Origin of the sequence: Murinocardiopsis flavida, assembly GCF_003014485.1 — a bacterium.
In the GTDB taxonomy this organism is placed as follows: Bacteria; Actinomycetota; Actinomycetes; order Streptosporangiales; family Streptosporangiaceae; genus Murinocardiopsis; species Murinocardiopsis flavida.
Genome location: NZ_PYGA01000018.1, coordinates 48,658 through 65,674 on the forward strand (window position 1 = coordinate 48,658; position 17,017 = coordinate 65,674).

Consider the following 17,017-nt stretch of genomic DNA (forward strand, 5'->3'; position numbering starts at 1 on the left):
CCGCGGGCCCGGCGCGCCGCGGACCCCGGCCGCTCCGGGGCGGCGCCCGCGGCTTGGATAATGGGGCCATGACTCCTGGCGCGGGATCAGGTCCCGAACTGCACGTCGTCCTCCTCGGCTACGGCAAGGGCGGCGAGGTCTTCCACGCCCCGCTGATCGACGCCACCCCGGGCCTGCGGCTGTCCGCCGTGGTCACCGGGGACCCCGGGCGGGCCGCCGCCGTGCGGGCGCGCTATCCCGGCACCGAGGTCATCGCCGACACCGGTGAGCTGTGGCGCCGCTCGGGCGAGTTCGAGATCGCCGTCATCACCACCCCCAACAGCACGCACGCGCCGCTGGCGCGCACCGCGCTGAAGGCGGGCCTGGCGGTCGTGGTGGACAAGCCGTTCGCCGTCACCTCGGCCGACGCGGCGGAGCTGGCCGACCTCGCGGACAGCCTCGGCCAGGTCCTCACCGTGTTCCAGAACCGCCGGTGGGACTCCGACTTCCTCACCGTGTGGCGGCTCATCGACGACGGCGCGCTGGGGCGCGTGCACCGGTTCGAGTCGCGGTTCGAGCGGTGGCGGCCGCACGCCAAGGACACCTGGCGGGAGCAGGGCGGCGCCGACGAGGGCGGCGGGATCCTCTACGACCTCGGTCCGCACCTCATCGACCAGGCCGTGAACCTGTTCGGGCCGGTCGCGAGCGTCTACGCCGAGGTCGACGCGCTCCGGGGCGGCGCGGACGACGACGCGTTCCTCGCCCTGCGCCACCGCGGCGGTGTCCGCTCGCACCTGTGGATGAGCGCGCTCGCCGCGCAGCTCGGGCCGCGCTTTCGGGCGCTCGGCGACAAGGGCGCCTACACCGTCCACGGCCTCGACTCCCAGGAGGCCCGCCTGGGGGCAGGGGAGCGGCCGGGCGGCGACGACTGGGGCGTCGAACCGGAGGAGCGGTGGGGCCTCGCGGGAACGGACGGCGACCTGCACCGGGTGCATTCCGAGCGCGGCGACTACCCGGCGTTCTACGCCGCGGTCAGGGAGGCGGTCGGCGAGGGCGACCCGCTGCCCGTCAACCTGCACGAGGTCGTGCACGGCATCGCGGTGATCGAGGCGGCGCTGCGCAGCGTACGCGAGGGCGCAGTGGTCCCCCTCGACTGAGGGAACCGGCCGGAGTGCCGGTCCCGCAGGCGGCCCAACGATTGCCCAGGGCACCGGTCCGGCAGTCGACTCAGAGGATGTGCTTCGGCCGTCGCTGCTGCGGACCCGGTTCTCCGGCGGTCGTCGAAGCCGGAGGTCATGCCGGGTGGTCTGCGTCGGTGCGGAGGCGTGCAGGTCCGTTGGCGCGGTTCATGCGAGGCCGCCGGCGACGAGGCGTTCGCCCTCGGCGAGGACGAAGGCGCGGAACGACGCGACGGTCGCCGGCTCGCCCTCGTACGGGTGCCACACGACACCGATGGAGCGCTCGGCGCCCGGATCGGTGATGCGCAGCTCGACCGTTCCCGGGAGGGGGGAGTGGGGCCGGGCGGCGAGCACGGCGACCCCCAGTCCCGCGGCGACGAGGCCGCGCACGGTGCCCACCTCGTCGGTCTCGAAGGCGATCCTGGGCTCCAGCCCGGCCCGGTGGAAGAGGCCGTCGGTCAGGTGCCGGATGCCGCGGCCCCGGTTCAGCGCGATGAGCTGGTCGGTGCCCACAGCGGAGATCGGCGTCTCTTCGGCGCGCGCCAGCGGGTGCCCGGCCGGGACAACGAGCACGAGCGGCTGCGTGTGCAGTACCCGCACCGACAGTCCGCGCTCGGTCGGCACCGGCGAGGTGAGCGCGAGGTCGACGCCGCCTTCGCGGAGGCTGCGCACCGCCGAACCCCAGACCTCCTGCCGCAGGCTGAAGCGGACCTGCGGGTGGTCGGCGCGGAACGCGCGGATGAGGGACGGGACCACCTCGGCGCCGAGCGTCGGCAGGAACGCCAGCGTCACCGTGCCCGTGTCGGGGTCGGTGAGCTGGGCGCCGCCGGCGGCCAGCTCCTTGAGGGCGCGGCGGACGTAGGGGAGCAGGGTCCTGCCCGCCCGGGTCAGCCGGACGCCGCGGCCGGTGCGCTCGATGAGCGCCAGGCCCAGTTCGCGCTGGATCCGCGCCAGCGCCCTGCTGACGGTGGGCTGCGGGAGTCCCAGTTCCTCCGCTGCGCGGGTGATGTGCTCGGTGCGCGCGACAGCCTCGAACACGCGGAGCCGCGGTGCGAGGATGCCGCCCGGATCGCGCCCCGTGAACGGCCCGTCGTCATGACTCTGAGCTGAGGTCATACAGAACAGTATGCGTCTGTGCGAACTCATGTATTGGACGCATGAAAGCGCGTTTCCTACGGTCATGGTGATGAGCGGATCGAGTGCGCCCTCGGCGGCCGGGGAGTGGCGCGGCCACCGGGCGGGCGACGCGGCGTACCGCCGCGTCGTGATCGCTATGACGGCGGCGGGCATCTCGACGTTCGCCCAGTTGTACTCGGTGCAGGCGCTGCTCCCCTCGCTCGCGCTGACCTTCGACGCCTCGGCGGCGCAGACCGCCCTCACGGTCTCCTTCGGGACCGGCGGGCTGGCGGCGTTCGTCGTGGTGTGGAGCGGGCTGGCGGACCGCTTCGGGCGGGCCCGGATCATGACGGCGTCCCTGGTGGTGTCGACGCTGCTGGGCCTCGCTGCCCCGTTCGCGCCGGAGCTGTGGCTGCTGCTGCTGATCCGCGCCGTGCAGGGCGCGGCGCTGGGCGGACTGCCCGCTGTGGCGATGGCCTACCTCGCCGAGGAGATCCACCCGGCGGACCTGGGCCGCGCGGCGGGGTTCCACATCGCGGGCAACACTATCGGCGGGATGAGCGGGCGGCTGCTCGCAGGGGCGGTCGCCGACGTCGCGGGCTGGCGCTGGGGTGTCGGCGCCGACGGCCTGCTCGGCCTGGCCGCGCTGGCCGTGTTCGTCGTCGCCATCCCGCAGGCGCACGGATTCCGGCGCCGCACCACCGCCGGCCCGGGGCTCGCGCGCCGAGTGGGGGCCGCGCTCTCCGACACGGGGCTGCTCGCTCTGTACGCTCAGGCGCTGCTGCTCATGGGTGCCTTCGTGACGGTGTACAACTACCTGGGATTCCGCGTCCTCGGGCCGCCGTTCGACCTGTCGCAGACGGTCGTCGCGCTGCTGTTCCTCGCCTACCTGGCGGGCACGCTCAGCTCCTCGCTGACCGGCAGGGTCATCGAGCGGGTGGGCCGCCACGCCGTGCTGCTGGGCGCGGTCGCGGCGATGGCGCTGTGCGCGGCCGTCCTGCTGGCGGGCTCGCTGTGGGCGGTCGCCGTCGGCCTGCTGCTGTTCACGTTCTTCTTCTTCGCCGCGCACACCACCTCGTCGGCGTGGGTCGGCCGCCGCGCGGCGCCCGGTGTGCGCGCGCAGGCGGCGGCGCTGTACACGCTGGCGTACTACCTGGGGTCCAGCGTGTTCGGCTGGATCGGCGGGCTGTGCTACGACCGGTTCGGCTGGCACGGGGTCGTCGCCTATGTCGCATCGCTGTGCGCCGCGGCGGCGCTGGCGGGCCTGGGGCTGCGCTCGCGCCGTTGAGCGCCGCCCGTCGCCCCGCGCCCCGCCTCGCTGTGCCCTCGTCACGCCGCGCATCCGCGCGCATCCGCGCCCCCGCTGCGCGCACCGCCCGGCCTCCGAGCACCGCCCGGATTCCCGCGCACCCGGCATCCCTGCGCACCCGGCATCCTCGGGCATCTCGCATCCCCACGCCCCGTGCGCATTTCGCGCACTGATGGCGTTCATCTGGGATTACTGTTGCGTTAACTGCTCATTTCAGTCATTATGGGCGCGTTGAACTGCTCAATCTAGGCGGAAGTGGCCATGGCACGGTATGAGCGCCTGTTCGACGCCGTGGTCGACGGCGTGCAACGGGTCGAGGACCTCGCGGTCCTCCTGGAGATCAGCCCGTCGACCGTGCGGCGCGCGCTCACCGAGCTCGAGCAGGCGGGCCGGGTGGTGCGCACCCACGGGGGCGCGGTGCCGGTCCCGGCCGGTGCCGCCGAGCTGTCCTGGACCGACAAGCAGCGGCGCAACGCCCCTGCCAAGCGCGCCATCGCCGACCACGCCGCCGGGCTCGTGGACGACGACCACGTCGTCATCCTCGACGCCGGGAGCACCACCACGTTCATCGCCGAGCGGCTGGCGGAGCGCAGCGGGCTCGCCGTCATCACCAACGGCATGGGCCCGATGATCGCGCTCCAGCACGCCGAGGGGGTCGACCTGACCGTGGTCGGCGGCCGCCTCCGCCGCCGGCGCGGCTCCCTCGTCGGCGACCACGCCCGCGCCGTCCTCGAACGGGTCACGGCCGACATCGTGTTCGTCGGGGTCGACGGGCTGGATCCGGGGCGCGGGCTGAACTGCCCGAACCCCGAGATCGGCGGCCTCAAGGAGCTGCTGATGCGCAGCGCCCGGCGGACCGTCCTGGTCACCGACTCCGCCAAGGTCGGCGCGGCCCCGTTCCACCACTGGGCCCTGATCCCCGGCCCCTACACGCTGGTCACCGACAGCGCGATCAGCGACGACGCACGCGCGGCGCTCGACGCGGACCCCCAGTGCGAGTCCGTCGTCCTCCCGCCCCGCACCTCCCCGTAACCCCTGCTCGTTTGCGCAGGGCCGCCGCCCCGGCGGCACGGGCCGATCCGCCGCACAGTTCCCCGAAAGGCCGTACCCGATGGAATTGCACCTGATAGGCGCGCTGCTGCTCGGCGTCGCCGCCGTCGTCGCCGTGATCCTCTGGTCCCGGTTGGACGCGTTCATCGGCCTGCTCGCCGGGGCGATGGTCACCGGCATGATCGCCGGGGTCCCGCCGGCCGAGCTGCTCACCATGATCACCGACGGGTTCGGCAGCACCCTCGCGGGGATCGGCATCGTCATCGCGCTCGGCGTGATGATCGGCAAGGTACTGGAGGAGAGCGGCGGCGCCGACGCGCTCGCCAAGATGTTCGTCCGGATGATGGGCAAGGGCCGCGAGGACGTCGCCATGACCGCCACTGGCGCCGTCGTGTCGATCCCCGTGTTCTGCGACTCCGGGTTCGTCATCCTGCACCCGCTCGCCAAGTCGCTCGCCCGCAAGTACGGCAAGCCGCTCGTCGTGGTCAGCCTCGCCCTGGCCGGCGGCCTGTCGGTCACCCACCACATGGTACCCCCGACCCCCGGGCCCCTCGCCGCCGTCGGCCTGCTCAACGCCGACATGGGCAGCGTGGTCCTCGCCGGGATCGTGTTCTCCGTCCTGCTGCTGCCCGTGGTGGTCGCCTACGCCCGCTACATCGGTCCGAAGCTGGAGCGCGAGCTCGACCCGTCGCTGGTCGCGGTGGGCGAGAGCGGCGCCGAGGCGCACGGCGAGCCGCGCAGCGGCGGCACGGGCATCACGGTGCGCGGCCGCGACATCGCCGACGAACCGGCCGACCCCGGCATCAACCCGCTGCGCGCGAGCATCCCGCTGCTGCTGCCGCTGGTGCTGATCATCGGCAACACCGTCAGCGCGGCGGTGGCCGAGGGGTCGCGGGTCCACTCGATCTTCGCCGTCGTCGGCGAACCCGCCGTCGCACTGCTCATCGGCCTCGTGGTGGCCGTCTACCTGCTGCCGCCGCGCGGCACCAAGCGCGCGACCGTGGTCGGCTGGCTCACCGCCGCCGCGGCGTCGGCGGGGATGATCGTCTTCATCACCGGGGCGGGCGGCGCGTTCGGCGAGGTCCTGCGCGGCTCCGGTGTCGGCGACGCCCTCGCCGAGGCCGTGTCCGGCTGGCCGGTGCCGATGTTCCTCATGCCGTTCCTCATCGCCAGCTTCGTCCGCGTCGCCCAGGGCTCGGGGACCGTCGCCATCATCACCTCCGCGACCCTGAGCGCGCCCATCGTCGAGGCGGCCGGTGTGAGCCCCACACTCGCGGTCCTGTCGGCCTGCGCCGGCTCGATCGTGTTCTCCTACTTCAACGACAGCTACTTCTGGGTCGTGACCCGGTTCACCGGACTCTCCGGCATCCCGGCGATGAAGATGTGGAGCGGGATGACCACGGTCCTGTGGCTCGCGACGCTGCCCCTGCTCGCCATCGCGGCGCTGATCCTGGGCTGATGGACGACACTGGACACCACTGGACGAGCGCGCTGAAGGGAGTGCCGACATGGCCGAAGTACTGGTCGTCGCCGACGACCTGACCGGGGCGAACGCCACCGGTGCGCGGTTCGCGCGCTCCGGGATGCGCGTGGGCACGGTCGCGCCCGAACACGTCGCCGACGCCATGACCGACTACGACGTCGTCATCGCCAACCTCGACAGCCGCCACCTGCCGCCCGACCAGGCCGCCGACCTGGTGACCGACGTCATCGAGGCGGTCTGGCCGGTGGGGCTCGTGGTCAAGCGCACCGACACCACCCTGCGCGGCAACATCGGCGCCGAACTGGAGGCCGCCTGGCGCGCGGTGCGCGACCGGGTGCCGCACACGACCCCGGTCCGCGCCCTGTTCGTCCCGGCGTTCCCCGCCTCGGGGCGGGTGACGGTCGACGGACTGCAACTCCTCGACGGCGTCCCGCTGGAGCGGACCGAGTTGGCCGTCGACCCGCTGAGCCCCATGCACACCAGCGACGTCGCCGAGATCATCGCCCAGCAGAGCGCGCTGCCGGTGCGGCACGTGCCCATCCGGCAGATCACCCACGCGATGCTCACCGCCGACCTGCTGGCAGGCGGCGAACCCGTCCTCGTCTGCGACGCGTTCACCGAGCAGCACCTCGCCGACATCGCCGCGGCCGCCGCCGAGGCGCACCGCCGCGACGGCACCGTGTGGGTGTCGGTCGACCCCGGCCCGGCCGGCGCGCTGCTGGCCGACGAACTGCGGCTCCGCGGCCGGGCCGGGACCCGCGGCCCGCTGCTGGGCGTCGTCGGCAGCGCGACCGAACTGACGCGGCGGCAACTCGACGCGGTGGCCCGCACGGGCCCGGTGCGGTTCGTCGACGTCGACGCCGCCCGGTTCGGCGCCGACCCCGGGCACCGGTCCGAGGTCGCCCTGCGGCTCGCCGAGGCGCTGGAGGCGTCCCGCTTCCCCCAACTGGTGGTGTTGCGCACCGCGGGGTCGGCCGCCGACGTCGTGGAGCTGCCGATACGGGACCGGCGTGCGCTGCCGCGCCAGATCGCCGAGCTGGTCGAGGGGGTGCTGCGCGGGATCGAACGCGACCTCGGCGCGCACGCGCTCCCGACCGGGCTCTACACCAGCGGCGGCGACGTCACCTCGGCGGTGCTCGACACACTGGGGGTGCAGGCGTTCGAGGTGGGCGGCGAGGTCATCCCGCTCGCCGTGCACGGCATCCTCAGCGGCGGCCTCCTCGACGGGGTCCCCGTCGTCACCAAGGGCGGGATGGTCGGCGACGACTCCGCCCTCGCCGAATGCTTCGGCAAGCTGCGCCGAGCGGCGCAGGCGCGCCTCCGCCAGGTGCGCGCCGAAGTCACCGAACAGGTCATGCCCCTGTGAGACGCCCGGCCGACCGGGCGCGGGCCGGGCCCGCCCACCGGGCGGCGCCCGCAGCCACACCAGTCCCACACCAGTCCCACACCAGCACGTATGAGGGAGCTTTGGACACCATGAACGAACGCCCGACCCTGGCCGTGACCGTGGGCGACCCGGTCGGCATCGGCCCGGAGATCACCGTGCGCACGCTCGCCGAGGCGGGCACCGCCGCTCCGGCGCGCGGCGTGGTGGTGGCCGACCCCGCGGCCCTGGAGCGCGCGGTCGCCGTCTGCGGGCTCGACGTCCGGATCCGCGTCGTCGACTCCTTCGACCTGCCGCCCGAGCAGGACGGCGTCATCGACTGCTACGACGTCGGCGTGCTCGGGGCGGCCGAACTGCCGTGGGGCGAGGTCGACGCGCGCGCGGGCCGCGCCGCGGTGCGCGCCATCGAGGTGGCGACGAAGGCCGCCATGGACGGCGCCGTCGCCGGGATCGTCACCGGCCCCATCAACAAGGAGGCGATCTGGGCCTCGGGGAGCGAGCACCTCGGCCACACCGAGATGCTCGGCGCCCTCACCGGCACCACGCGGCAGAACACCATGTTCGTCGTCCGCGGCAAGAGCATCTTCTTCGCGACGCGGCACCTGTCACTGCGCAAGGCGCTCGACCAGATCAGCGAGGAGCAGCAGACCGGCGCCATCGAGGAGGCCCTCACCGCGCTGCGCGTGTTCGGCCGCGACGCACCGCGCCTCGCCGTCGCCGCGGTGAACCCGCACGGGGGAGAGAACGGGGCGTTCGGCGACGAGGAGATCGTGCACATCACCCCGGCGGTGGAGCGGGCGCGCGCCAAGGGCGCCGACGTCAGCGGGCCGATCCCGGCCGACTCGGTCTTCCACCACCTGCTCTCCGACCGCTACGACGGCGTGGTCTCCCAATACCACGACCAGGGCCACATCGCGGCGAAGACCTTCGACTTCGACGGGACCATCTCGGTGACCGTGGGGCTGCCGATCCTGCGCACCTCCGTCGACCACGGAACGGCGTTCGACATCGCGGGGCAGGGCGTCGCCGACCCCGGCACCATGCGGTCGGCGTTCCTGCACGGCGCCGAGTTCGCGAAGTTCGCCGACCGCATCCGCGCCGAATACGCCACCTGACCGACCACCCCGGCAGCCGTCCACTGTCCGCGGTGGTGTTCGTGCTGCTGGGTGCTCCGCACTCCCTTACCGCGCTCGCCGCGCGGAGAGAGCGCCGCCGCGAAACCGCGACCGATCCGGGGCGGGGTCGGCTCCGAACCACTGGCGGATCCCGGTCCGGCAAGGGAGGCTGGGGTCCCGGCGGTTCGGCCCACCGGGGCCGAGCGAGGAGGCGGAGCAAATGAAGGTCTGGATCCTGCTGATCATCGGCGTGCTACTGGTGCTCATGGGGGCGACCTGGGGCTTGCAGGGCATCGGTGTGCTGCCCGGAAGCGTGATGTCGGGCGTGACCCTGTGGGCCGTGGTCGGACCTATCGTCGCCATCGGCGGCGTGGCGCTGATCGTCTGGGGGCTGCGCAGTCGGCGGTCCTGACATCCCGGCCCGCCGCCTTACTGCGGCGGCGGGCCCGGGTGCGTGGTGGCCGCTGGACACGGGTGTGCGGGGACGGCGGGCCCCGGAGTCCGGGACTGCGGGACTGCGGGACCCGGAGTCTGGCACGGAGGGAACCCCGGGGGTGCGGTGCGGGCGTTCCGGACGATCGGCGGCGGTGCGGGAAGGCCCCAGCGGCGGGCGGTGCGGGCCCGGTCCGGCGTCGTGCGGCGTGCGCTACCTGCATGTGTGGGGCGTCTGGGCTAGAATCCGGGCAATTACAACGACGACGTTCCGGCGGCAACGACGACCGCCGAGAGATTGGGGACGCCCATGAGCCGCATCACGCGCGACACCATCCGCAGGCTCCCGAAGGTGCTGCTGCACGACCACCTCGACGGCGGGCTCCGCCCGTCGACACTGCTCGAACTCGCCGCCGAAACCCCTGGCGCCGAACTTCCGGCCGCCGACCCCGAGCGCCTCGCCGCGTGGTTCGCCGGCCCACTGCGCTCCGGCGGCGGCGCCCCCACCACGCACGAGACCTTGCTCGCCCGGTTCGCGCCCGTGCTCGCCCTGCTCCAGACCGCGCCGGCACTCACCCGCGCAGCCGTGGAGTGCGCCCAGGACCTCGCGGCCGACGGCGTCGTCTACGCCGAGGTCAAGTTCGCACCCGAGCAGCACACCGGCGGCGGCCTCACCCGTGCCCAGGCGGTCGACGCCGTCCTCGAAGGGCTGCGGGTCGGCGCGGCGCGCGCCAGGCAGATGGGCCGCACGATCGACGTCCGGCTGCTGCTCACCGCCATGCGGCAGGCCGCCGACTCCATGGAGATCGCCGACCTCGCCGTGCGCAACCGCGGCCGCGGCGTGGTCGGCTTCGACATCGCCGGGCCCGAGGCCGGGTACCCCCCGACCCGGCACATCTCGGCCTGCGAGTACATCAAGCGCGAGAACTTCAACCTCACCCTGCACGCGGGCGAGGGGTTCGGCCTGTCGTCCATCTGGGAGGCCATCCAGTGGTGCGGCGCCGACCGCCTCGGCAATGGTGTGCGCATCGTCGACGACATCGTCCCCGGCTCCGCCGCCGACGGCTCCGACACCAAGCTGGGCACGCTGGCCTCCTACGTGCGCGACCGGCGCGTCCCGCTGGAGCTGTGCCCCACGGCGAACGTGTCCATCGGCGCGGTGCCCTCGCTCGCCGACCACCCGGTCGACCTGCTGCGCAGGCTCCGCTTCCGCGTCACGGTGAACACCGACAACCGGCTCATCGGCGGCACCACCCTCACGGAGGAGTTCGAGGCGCTGTCGCAGATGTTCGGGTACACCCTCGCCGACCTGCGCTGGTTCACGGTGAACGCCATGAAGTCGGCGTTCATAGGGCACGACGAACGCCTGGCGCTCATCAACCGGGTGATCAAGCCGGCCTACGCCACCGAGCACGCCGCCTCCGTGGGCGCGTCCTTCTTCCGCAAGGAGGACTCCTGGTGACCGCGCCCGGGGCCGCCGCGGTTTAAGGCGTTGCGGCTGGGGCCGTCGCGCCCGAGATCGTCGCGCCTGGGGGCGCCGCGCTTCCGTGCTGATCCGCCGCAGGTCAGCGCGTGCCTGTGGACGGATTCGGCGCGGGTGGCGGCCGACCGCCTACCATCTGAGCCCTTGACTCGCACAGACGGGAGCAGGCCATGCGGTTCGCCGTTCAGATCCAGATCGACGCCCCTGCCGGGGAGGTCCCGCTCGACCGCCTCCGCACGCTCGGCGCCGCCCAGTGCGTCCTCCGGTCGCTGCACACGATCGCGCGCATCGACGCCCCCGAGGGCAAGAGCGTCCACGTGTGCGACATCCGCTGCGTCGGCCATGCCGGCGGGGTCGCCGCCCGGGTCGTCGCCCGCGCCCCCGGCGCAGCCCACGCCGAGACCGGACTGCGCCTGGCGCTCCGTCGGCTCCTCAGCGAGGACACCGTGCTCCGGGGCTGGCGCGTGGGCGTGTGCCGCGCCGAGGCCCACTCCGCCGACGCCGTCAAGCTCACCGGCGCCGATCCCCTCACCGCGCTGCGCCTCGACATCATCGGCGGCGACCCGCTCGACCGCGGCCGCATCCGCCGCACACTGCTCGACCTCGCGCCGCGGCTGCGCGCGTTCGGTCCCGAGATGTTCGGCGCGTCCGCAGCGGGCGCGGGCGGGCGTGGCGCGCACCGCGGCGCCCTGCTCGCCGGGGCACTGCTGGCCGGCGCCACCATCGTCCTCGACGGCCTGCTCAGCGACATCCGCGCCATGCAGTGGACCGACGGCACCGCCGCCGACATCGTCGGCCCGTGGATCCTGGGCGACCTCCCGCCGCCCATCGAGCGCTACGACACCCGTTTCGCGCACCGCCTCCTGCTCGTGGCGGGCTGCGGCGCGCACCGGCTGGTCGAACCCGTGTGGCAGCCGCCCACCTGCCTCGCCGAGGCGTTCGCGGTGCGGCTGATGTTCCAGCGCGGCCTTGAGCTGGTCGGCAGGTACGACCTGCTGTCCGATCCCGGCACCGCGTTCGCCGCGCTGACCGCCAACGCCTTCGACCCCGCCCACAGCGAGGCCCTGGCCCGGTTCGGCGGAGCCGGGTCCGCGGACTCCGGCACACCCGCGGTACCGCACTCCGCCTGGTTCGAGCCCATCGACCCCGTCCGCGCCGTGCACCCTTACGCCGCGCCCCGATCCGGGTGACCCCGCAGTGCAGGGCCACGCGGCAGGTCGCCGCGCCCTTCCACCCGGGGTCGCCGTCCTTCCCTGCCCTGCCCAAGGACCGCCGTCCCTTCACGTCCGAGGCCGCCGTGCCGCTACTCCGCCGGGGGTAGGGCCGTGGCGCCCGTGGCCGCGGCGTCCTTCCCCGGGGGTACCCGCGGATTCCGCCTGGGAGACGACGCGGTCCGGCGGCCCCGCCCCGTAACGTCAATGACGTGTCCACGCTGAACAAGAGATTCGTCCGCGATCTCGTCCTGGTGGCGGTCCTCGCCGCCGTGCTGGTGGTGTTCTCGCCCCTGGTGCCGCGCGACTCCCTGTCCGCTCCGCGCGACCTCGACCCCCTGGGCTACGCCCTGCTCATCGCCTCGTGCGCGGTGCTGCTCGGCCGCCACCGGTGGCCCGGGGCGGCCCTCGTCGCCACCACCGCGTGCGTCCTCACCTACACCGTTCTGCACTACCCCGGCTACTTCTTCCCGGTGGCGCCGGTCTGGGCGCTGTACGCCGCCGTGGCCTACGGGCGGCGGGTGCTCGGCGCGGTGGTCTCGGTCGTGGTTCCCGTCACCATCCTGATCGTCAGCATGCGGCAGAGCAGCGACCCCGCGGTCATCGCCGACGGCCCCGCCTGGATCGCCGGCTGGATGGTGGCGGCGGCGGTGGGCGGCGAGATCAGCCGCCGCCGCACGTCCTTCGTGAACGCGGTCCAGGCGCGGGCGCTCGCCGCCGAGCAGGCCCTGGAGGAGACCGCGCGCCGCCGCGCGGGCGAGGAGCGGCTGCGCATCGCCCGTGAACTGCACGACTCCCTCACCCATACCCTGTCGGTGATGAACGTCCAAGCGGGGGTGGCCGTCCACCTGCTCGACAAGCAGCCGCACCGCGACGAAGAGACCTACCGCGCGCTCACCACCATCAAGGCGGCCAGCCACGAGGCGCTGCGCGAACTGCGGGCCACGCTGGGGGTGCTGCGCACCCGCGGCGAGCCGCCCGGCCCGCCGCCGAGCCTGCGCCGACTCCCCGAACTGGTCAAGGCCGCCGAGGACACCGGGAGCCGTGTCGAGGTCGTGGTCGAGGGGCGGCAGCGCCCACTGCCCGTCGAGGTCGACCGCGCCGCCTACCGGGTGGTGCAAGAGGCGCTGACCAACGCGGCGCGGCACGCGCCCGGTGCCCGGGTGGCCGTCCGGGTCGGGTACCGCGGCGAGGCCGTCGTCATCGACATCGAGGACGACGGGTCCCCGGCGGCGACCCGAACCGCCGCACCGGCGCCCGGCGGCGACGGCCACGGCCTCGTGGGCATGCGCGAGCGCGTCGTGGCGGTCGACGGCACGCTGCGCGCCGGGCCGCGCTCGCCGTCCGGCTACGCGGTCCACGCGATCCTGCCCGTCGACCCCGAATCACCCGTGCCGCACCGACCCGATGGATTGGACCAGGGATGAGCGAGGCCACAGCGAGCACGGCTCCGGTACCCGGCGACGGCGCACTTCGGGTGCTGATCGCCGACGACCAGGCACTGATCCGCGCGGGGTTCCGCGCGCTGCTCAACTCCGAGGACGGCATCGAGGTGGTCGCCGAGGCGGGCGACGGCGCCGAGGCGGTCGAGCTGGCCCGGCGGCTGCGTCCCGACGTCGCGCTGCTCGACATCCAGATGCCGGTCATGGACGGCATCGAGGCGACCCGGCGCATCGCGTCCGACGGCTCCCTCACCGGCGTCCACGTCGTCATCCTCACCAATTACGCGCTCGACGAGTACGTCTTCTCCGCGCTGCGCTCCGGCGCGTGCGGGTTCCTCGTCAAGGACACCGAGCCGGTGGAACTCATCAGGTCGGTGCGGGTCGCAGCGAGCGGCGAGGCGCTGCTGTCGCCCGGCATCACCCGTCGCCTCATCGCCGAGTTCCTCGCCCAGCCCGGCCCCACGGGCGCCGCGCCGGGCCTCGACCGGCTGACCGAGCGCGAACGCGAGGTCATGGCGCTGGTCGGCAAGGGCATGTCGAACGAGGAGATCGCCGAGCAACTCCACATCAGCCACACGACCGCGAAGACCCACGTCAGCCGGGCCATGGTGAAACTGAACGCCCGCGACCGCGCCCAGCTCGTCGTGTTCGCCTACGACTCCGGGCTGATCACGCCGCGCTCGCAGGGCGCCTAAGGCGCTGTTGGGGTGCCGGTCTGTCCTGTCCCGGTCAGGACGTGTTTCGGCGGTCGCTGCTGCGCAGCAGCGACCGCCGAAACACGTCCTCTCGGCGAATCCGGACCGGTCCCTCAACAGGCACTGAGCCGCGCGCCGGGTTCCCGGCGCTCTCACGCGGCGCACATGCGCAGCAGGACCCCGCTCACCTCGTCCGGCGCCTCCACCGTCAGCATGTGGCCCAGTCCGGGCAGGATCCGCACCTCCGCGCCCGGCAGCGCCCGGCCCAGCGCCCGGGCGCACCGGACCGGGGTGAGGCGGTCGGCGCCGCCGCCGAGGACCACCGTGTCGACGTCGCGCAGGGCCGCCAGGCGCGCGGTCATGTCGTGCCGCATCAGCGGCCCGTAGTAGCCGGCGACCACCGCCGCCGGGCAGCCGTGCACCAGTTCGGCGCACTCCCGCACCCGGAGCGGGTCGGCGTCCCTGCCGAAGAGCAGCCGCCGCACGGCGGCCCGGTGCGCCCCGAGGCGCGGGGGCGCGAGCGAGCGCAGCCGGTCGGCTTCCCGGGGGAGGCGGGCCAGCGCGCCCATGATCAGCCGCTGGGCGGTGCCCGTCGCGCGGGCCCGCAGCGGGAACCCGGGGCGGCTGGTGTCGAGGCGCCCGGCCGCCGTCGCGACCAGCGCGACGCCCGCGACGCGGTCGCGGACCAGGTCGGGCCGCTCCGCCGCGAGCGCCATGATGGTCATCGCGCCCATGGAGTGCCCGCCGAGGACGAGCCGCCCCGTGGGGGCGAGGGTGTCGATGATCGCGGCGAGGTCGTCGCCGAGCAGGTCGATACCGAGCGGCCGGGTCCCCAGGGTGGAGCCGCAGTGCCCCCGCTGCTCCCACCGCACCACCCGGACCGCGGGCCCGGGGCGCGCGGGGTCGGTGAGCGCCGCCGTCTGCCGCTCCCAGGTGCTGGACCCGAGTGTCCAGCCGTGGCCCAGGACCACGGTCAGCGGGGCGTCGTCGGGGCCCCGGACGAGGACCCGCAGGGCGGCCCCGTCCGCCGTGGTGATGGTCCGGACCCGGTCGGCGGCGCGCGGCGGGGCGGGCACGGCCGGGGTCCCCGGGGCGGCGGAGAGGGGCGGCCGGGGGAGCCGGGGGAGCCGGGTCATAGCGCGTGCGGCGGTCGGCCGGGGGAGTCGGATCACGGCGCGTCCGGCGGTCGGACCTCCGGGGACGTCCGGGCGGTCTGGCGCAGCTCGCCGAACGCGCCGGCCGGGACGGCGGGCGCGTCGGGGAACACCGGGTCGACCCGGTGGTAGCCGGCCCCCTGGCCGGGGCGGGGGTCGGCGGCGCCGTTGTTGGGCCACAGCGCCATCGCGCGCTCGGCCTGCGCGGTGATCGTGAGCGACGGGTTCACCCCGAGGTTGGCGGTGACCGCGGAGCCGTCGACGACATGGATTCCCGGGTACCCGTACAGGCGGTGGTAGGGGTCGATGACGCCTTCGTCCGCGCGGGCGCCGATGGGGCAGCCGCCGAGGAAGTGCGCCGTCATCGGGATGTCGAAGATCTCGCCGACCGTGCCGCCCGGCTTCCCGTCGATCTGCTCGGCGACGCGCTCGGCGAAGTCCTGCCCCGCGGGGATCCACGCGGGGTTGGGCGCGCCGTGGCCCTGCCGGGAGGTGAGCCGGCGCCCGCCGAGGAGGCCGCGGCGGGTGTAGGTGGTCAGCGAGTTGTCGAGCGACTGCATGACCAGGCCGATGATGGTCCGCTCCGACCACCTGCGGACGGAGAGGCTGCGCGCGAAGAAGTAGGGGTGCCGGGCCGCCTCGGCGAGGAAGCGCAGCCAGCGCGGGACCCGGCCGCCCCCGGGGATCTGGATCGTCGTGAGCAGCCCCATGGAGTTGGAGCCCTTGCCGTAGCGGACGGGTTCGATGTGGGTGTGCTCGTCGGGGTGGATTGACGAGGTGATGGCGACCCCGCGGGTGAAGTCTTCCGGCGGGTCGACGTGGCGGGTCATCGCGCCGACGAGCGCCTCGGAGTTGGTGCGGGTGAGCGTGCCGAGCCGGGGCGAGAGGCGCGGCAGCAGCCCGGTGTCGCGCATGCGGTGCAGGAGGGTCTGCGTGCCGTAGGTGCCCGCCGCCAGGACGACCTGGCGCGCGGTGAACGTGTGCGCGTTCGCCCGCGTGCGGGCCGCGCCCGTCGTGAGGGTGTCGACGGCGTAGCCCGCCCCGTCGGCTGTGGGCCGCAGCCGCTCGACCGAGGTCATGGGGTGGACGACGGCGCCGTCGCGTTCGGCGAAGTACAGGTAGTTCTCCGTCAGCGTGTTCTTGGCGCCGTGGCGGCAGCCGGTCATGCACTCGCCGCACTCCACGCACGCGCGCCGCCGCGGGCCCGCACCGCCGAAGTAGGGGTCGGCGGTCTCCTCGCCCGGCCGGGCCGGGCAAAAGCCGTCGGCGTCCTTGCCATCGCCGAAGAACACCCCCACCGGCGCGAGGTGGAAGGTGCTGCCGACCCCCATGCCCTCGGCGGCCTTCGCCAGGTGGACGTCTGCCGGCGTCATGGTGGGGTTGGTGCGCACGCCGAGCATCCGCTTCGCCTGGTCGTAGAACGGGGCGAGTTCGGCGCGCCAGTCGGCGATGTGCCGCCACTGGGGGTCCTCGAAGAACTCCGACAGCGGCTCGTAGAGGGTGTTCGCGTAGTTCAGCGACCCGCCGCCGACCCCGGCGCCCGCCAGCACGACGACGTCGCGCAGCAGGTGGATGCGTTGGATGCCGAACAGGCCGAGCGCGGGCGCCCACAGGAAGTTGCGGAGGTCCCAGGAGTCCTTGGGCAGGGTGTCGGGCGTGAATCGGCGACCCGCCTCCATGACCCCGACGCGGTAGCCCTTCTCGGTGAGGCGGAGCGCGCTGACGGAGCCCCCGAACCCCGAACCGATGACGACCACGTCGTAGTCGAAGGAGCCACCCTCGTCCGTGGGCCCCTCACGCGGTGGAGTGGGAGCGGCCTCGGATCCCTCCCCGGGGCCGTGGGGGTGCGCTCGCGCTGCCATGGGACGACCTCATCTCGGGCGGGGGACGGCGACCGGTGCCGCGTCGGCACCCGGATCGGATCGAACGAGTCGCGTGCCGAGGCGGCCCCGACTGCCGCACGGTTCCTACTCGCCAGTAGGACGT

14 protein-coding genes are annotated in these 17,017 nt (G+C 74.1%); 11 read left to right on the forward strand and 3 right to left on the reverse strand.

The genetic code is table 11. The features are described 5' to 3' along the window. Window positions 1-68 precede the first annotated feature (68 nt). Window positions 69-1,136 (forward strand): Gfo/Idh/MocA family oxidoreductase, encoded by a 1,068-nt coding sequence (locus CLV63_RS23190; protein ID WP_106585306.1) that lies wholly within the window; start codon window positions 69-71, stop codon window positions 1,134-1,136. Window positions 1,137-1,325: 189 nt separating this feature from the next. Here CLV63_RS23190 and CLV63_RS23195 read toward each other — a convergent pair whose 3' ends face one another. Beyond that, window positions 1,326-2,273: a LysR family transcriptional regulator gene (locus tag CLV63_RS23195; RefSeq protein ID WP_106585307.1), complete on the reverse strand. Its 948-nt coding sequence runs from the start codon at window positions 2,271-2,273 to the stop codon at window positions 1,326-1,328. A 64-nt stretch (window positions 2,274-2,337) separates the two neighbouring features. On the opposite strand from CLV63_RS23195, the gene CLV63_RS23200 reads away from it, so the two are divergent. From CLV63_RS23200 to CLV63_RS23245, 10 genes are all read left to right on the forward strand, one after another. After that, window positions 2,338-3,561, forward strand: coding sequence for an MFS transporter (locus tag CLV63_RS23200; RefSeq protein ID WP_394339803.1), 1,224 nt, complete (start codon window positions 2,338-2,340; stop codon window positions 3,559-3,561). A 282-nt stretch (window positions 3,562-3,843) separates the two neighbouring features. Beyond that, on the forward strand, window positions 3,844-4,614 hold the full coding sequence (locus CLV63_RS23205) for a DeoR/GlpR family DNA-binding transcription regulator (protein ID WP_106585308.1): 771 nt from the start codon (window positions 3,844-3,846) through the stop codon (window positions 4,612-4,614). Between the two features lie 79 nt (window positions 4,615-4,693). Next, window positions 4,694-6,091 carry a GntP family permease gene (locus CLV63_RS23210; protein WP_106585309.1) on the forward strand — a complete coding sequence of 466 codons (1,398 nt, stop codon included), beginning with the start codon at window positions 4,694-4,696 and terminating at the stop codon, window positions 6,089-6,091. Between the two features lie 49 nt (window positions 6,092-6,140). Continuing rightward, window positions 6,141-7,481, forward strand: a complete 1,341-nt coding sequence (locus CLV63_RS23215) for a four-carbon acid sugar kinase family protein (RefSeq protein ID WP_106585310.1) — start codon at window positions 6,141-6,143, stop codon at window positions 7,479-7,481. Window positions 7,482-7,591: 110 nt separating this feature from the next. After that, window positions 7,592-8,614 (forward strand): 4-hydroxythreonine-4-phosphate dehydrogenase PdxA, encoded by a 1,023-nt coding sequence (pdxA, locus tag CLV63_RS23220; RefSeq protein ID WP_211301431.1) that lies wholly within the window; start codon window positions 7,592-7,594, stop codon window positions 8,612-8,614. A gap of 220 nt (window positions 8,615-8,834) precedes the next feature. After that, window positions 8,835-9,026, forward strand: a complete 192-nt coding sequence (locus CLV63_RS23225) for a hypothetical protein (protein WP_106585311.1) — start codon at window positions 8,835-8,837, stop codon at window positions 9,024-9,026. A gap of 330 nt (window positions 9,027-9,356) precedes the next feature. Further along, window positions 9,357-10,508, forward strand: a complete 1,152-nt coding sequence (locus tag CLV63_RS23230) for an adenosine deaminase (RefSeq protein ID WP_106585312.1) — start codon at window positions 9,357-9,359, stop codon at window positions 10,506-10,508. A gap of 191 nt (window positions 10,509-10,699) precedes the next feature. Beyond that, window positions 10,700-11,719, forward strand: a complete 1,020-nt coding sequence (locus tag CLV63_RS23235; protein WP_106585313.1) for a hypothetical protein — start codon at window positions 10,700-10,702, stop codon at window positions 11,717-11,719. A 233-nt stretch (window positions 11,720-11,952) separates the two neighbouring features. Beyond that, complete coding sequence (locus CLV63_RS23240; protein WP_106585314.1) at window positions 11,953-13,167, forward strand: sensor histidine kinase; 1,215 nt, start codon at window positions 11,953-11,955, stop codon at window positions 13,165-13,167. After that, on the forward strand, window positions 13,164-13,877 hold the full coding sequence (locus tag CLV63_RS23245) for a response regulator (protein ID WP_106585315.1): 714 nt from the start codon (window positions 13,164-13,166) through the stop codon (window positions 13,875-13,877). Before CLV63_RS23240 ends, CLV63_RS23245 begins: the two co-directional genes overlap by 4 nt. Window positions 13,878-14,029: 152 nt before the next feature. Here CLV63_RS23245 and CLV63_RS23250 read toward each other — a convergent pair whose 3' ends face one another. Continuing rightward, on the reverse strand, window positions 14,030-14,953 hold the full coding sequence (locus CLV63_RS23250) for an alpha/beta fold hydrolase (RefSeq protein WP_146165635.1): 924 nt from the start codon (window positions 14,951-14,953) through the stop codon (window positions 14,030-14,032). A gap of 92 nt (window positions 14,954-15,045) precedes the next feature. Further along, window positions 15,046-16,893, reverse strand: a complete 1,848-nt coding sequence (locus tag CLV63_RS23255) for a GMC family oxidoreductase (RefSeq protein WP_106585317.1) — start codon at window positions 16,891-16,893, stop codon at window positions 15,046-15,048. Between the last annotated feature and the right edge of the window lie 124 nt (window positions 16,894-17,017).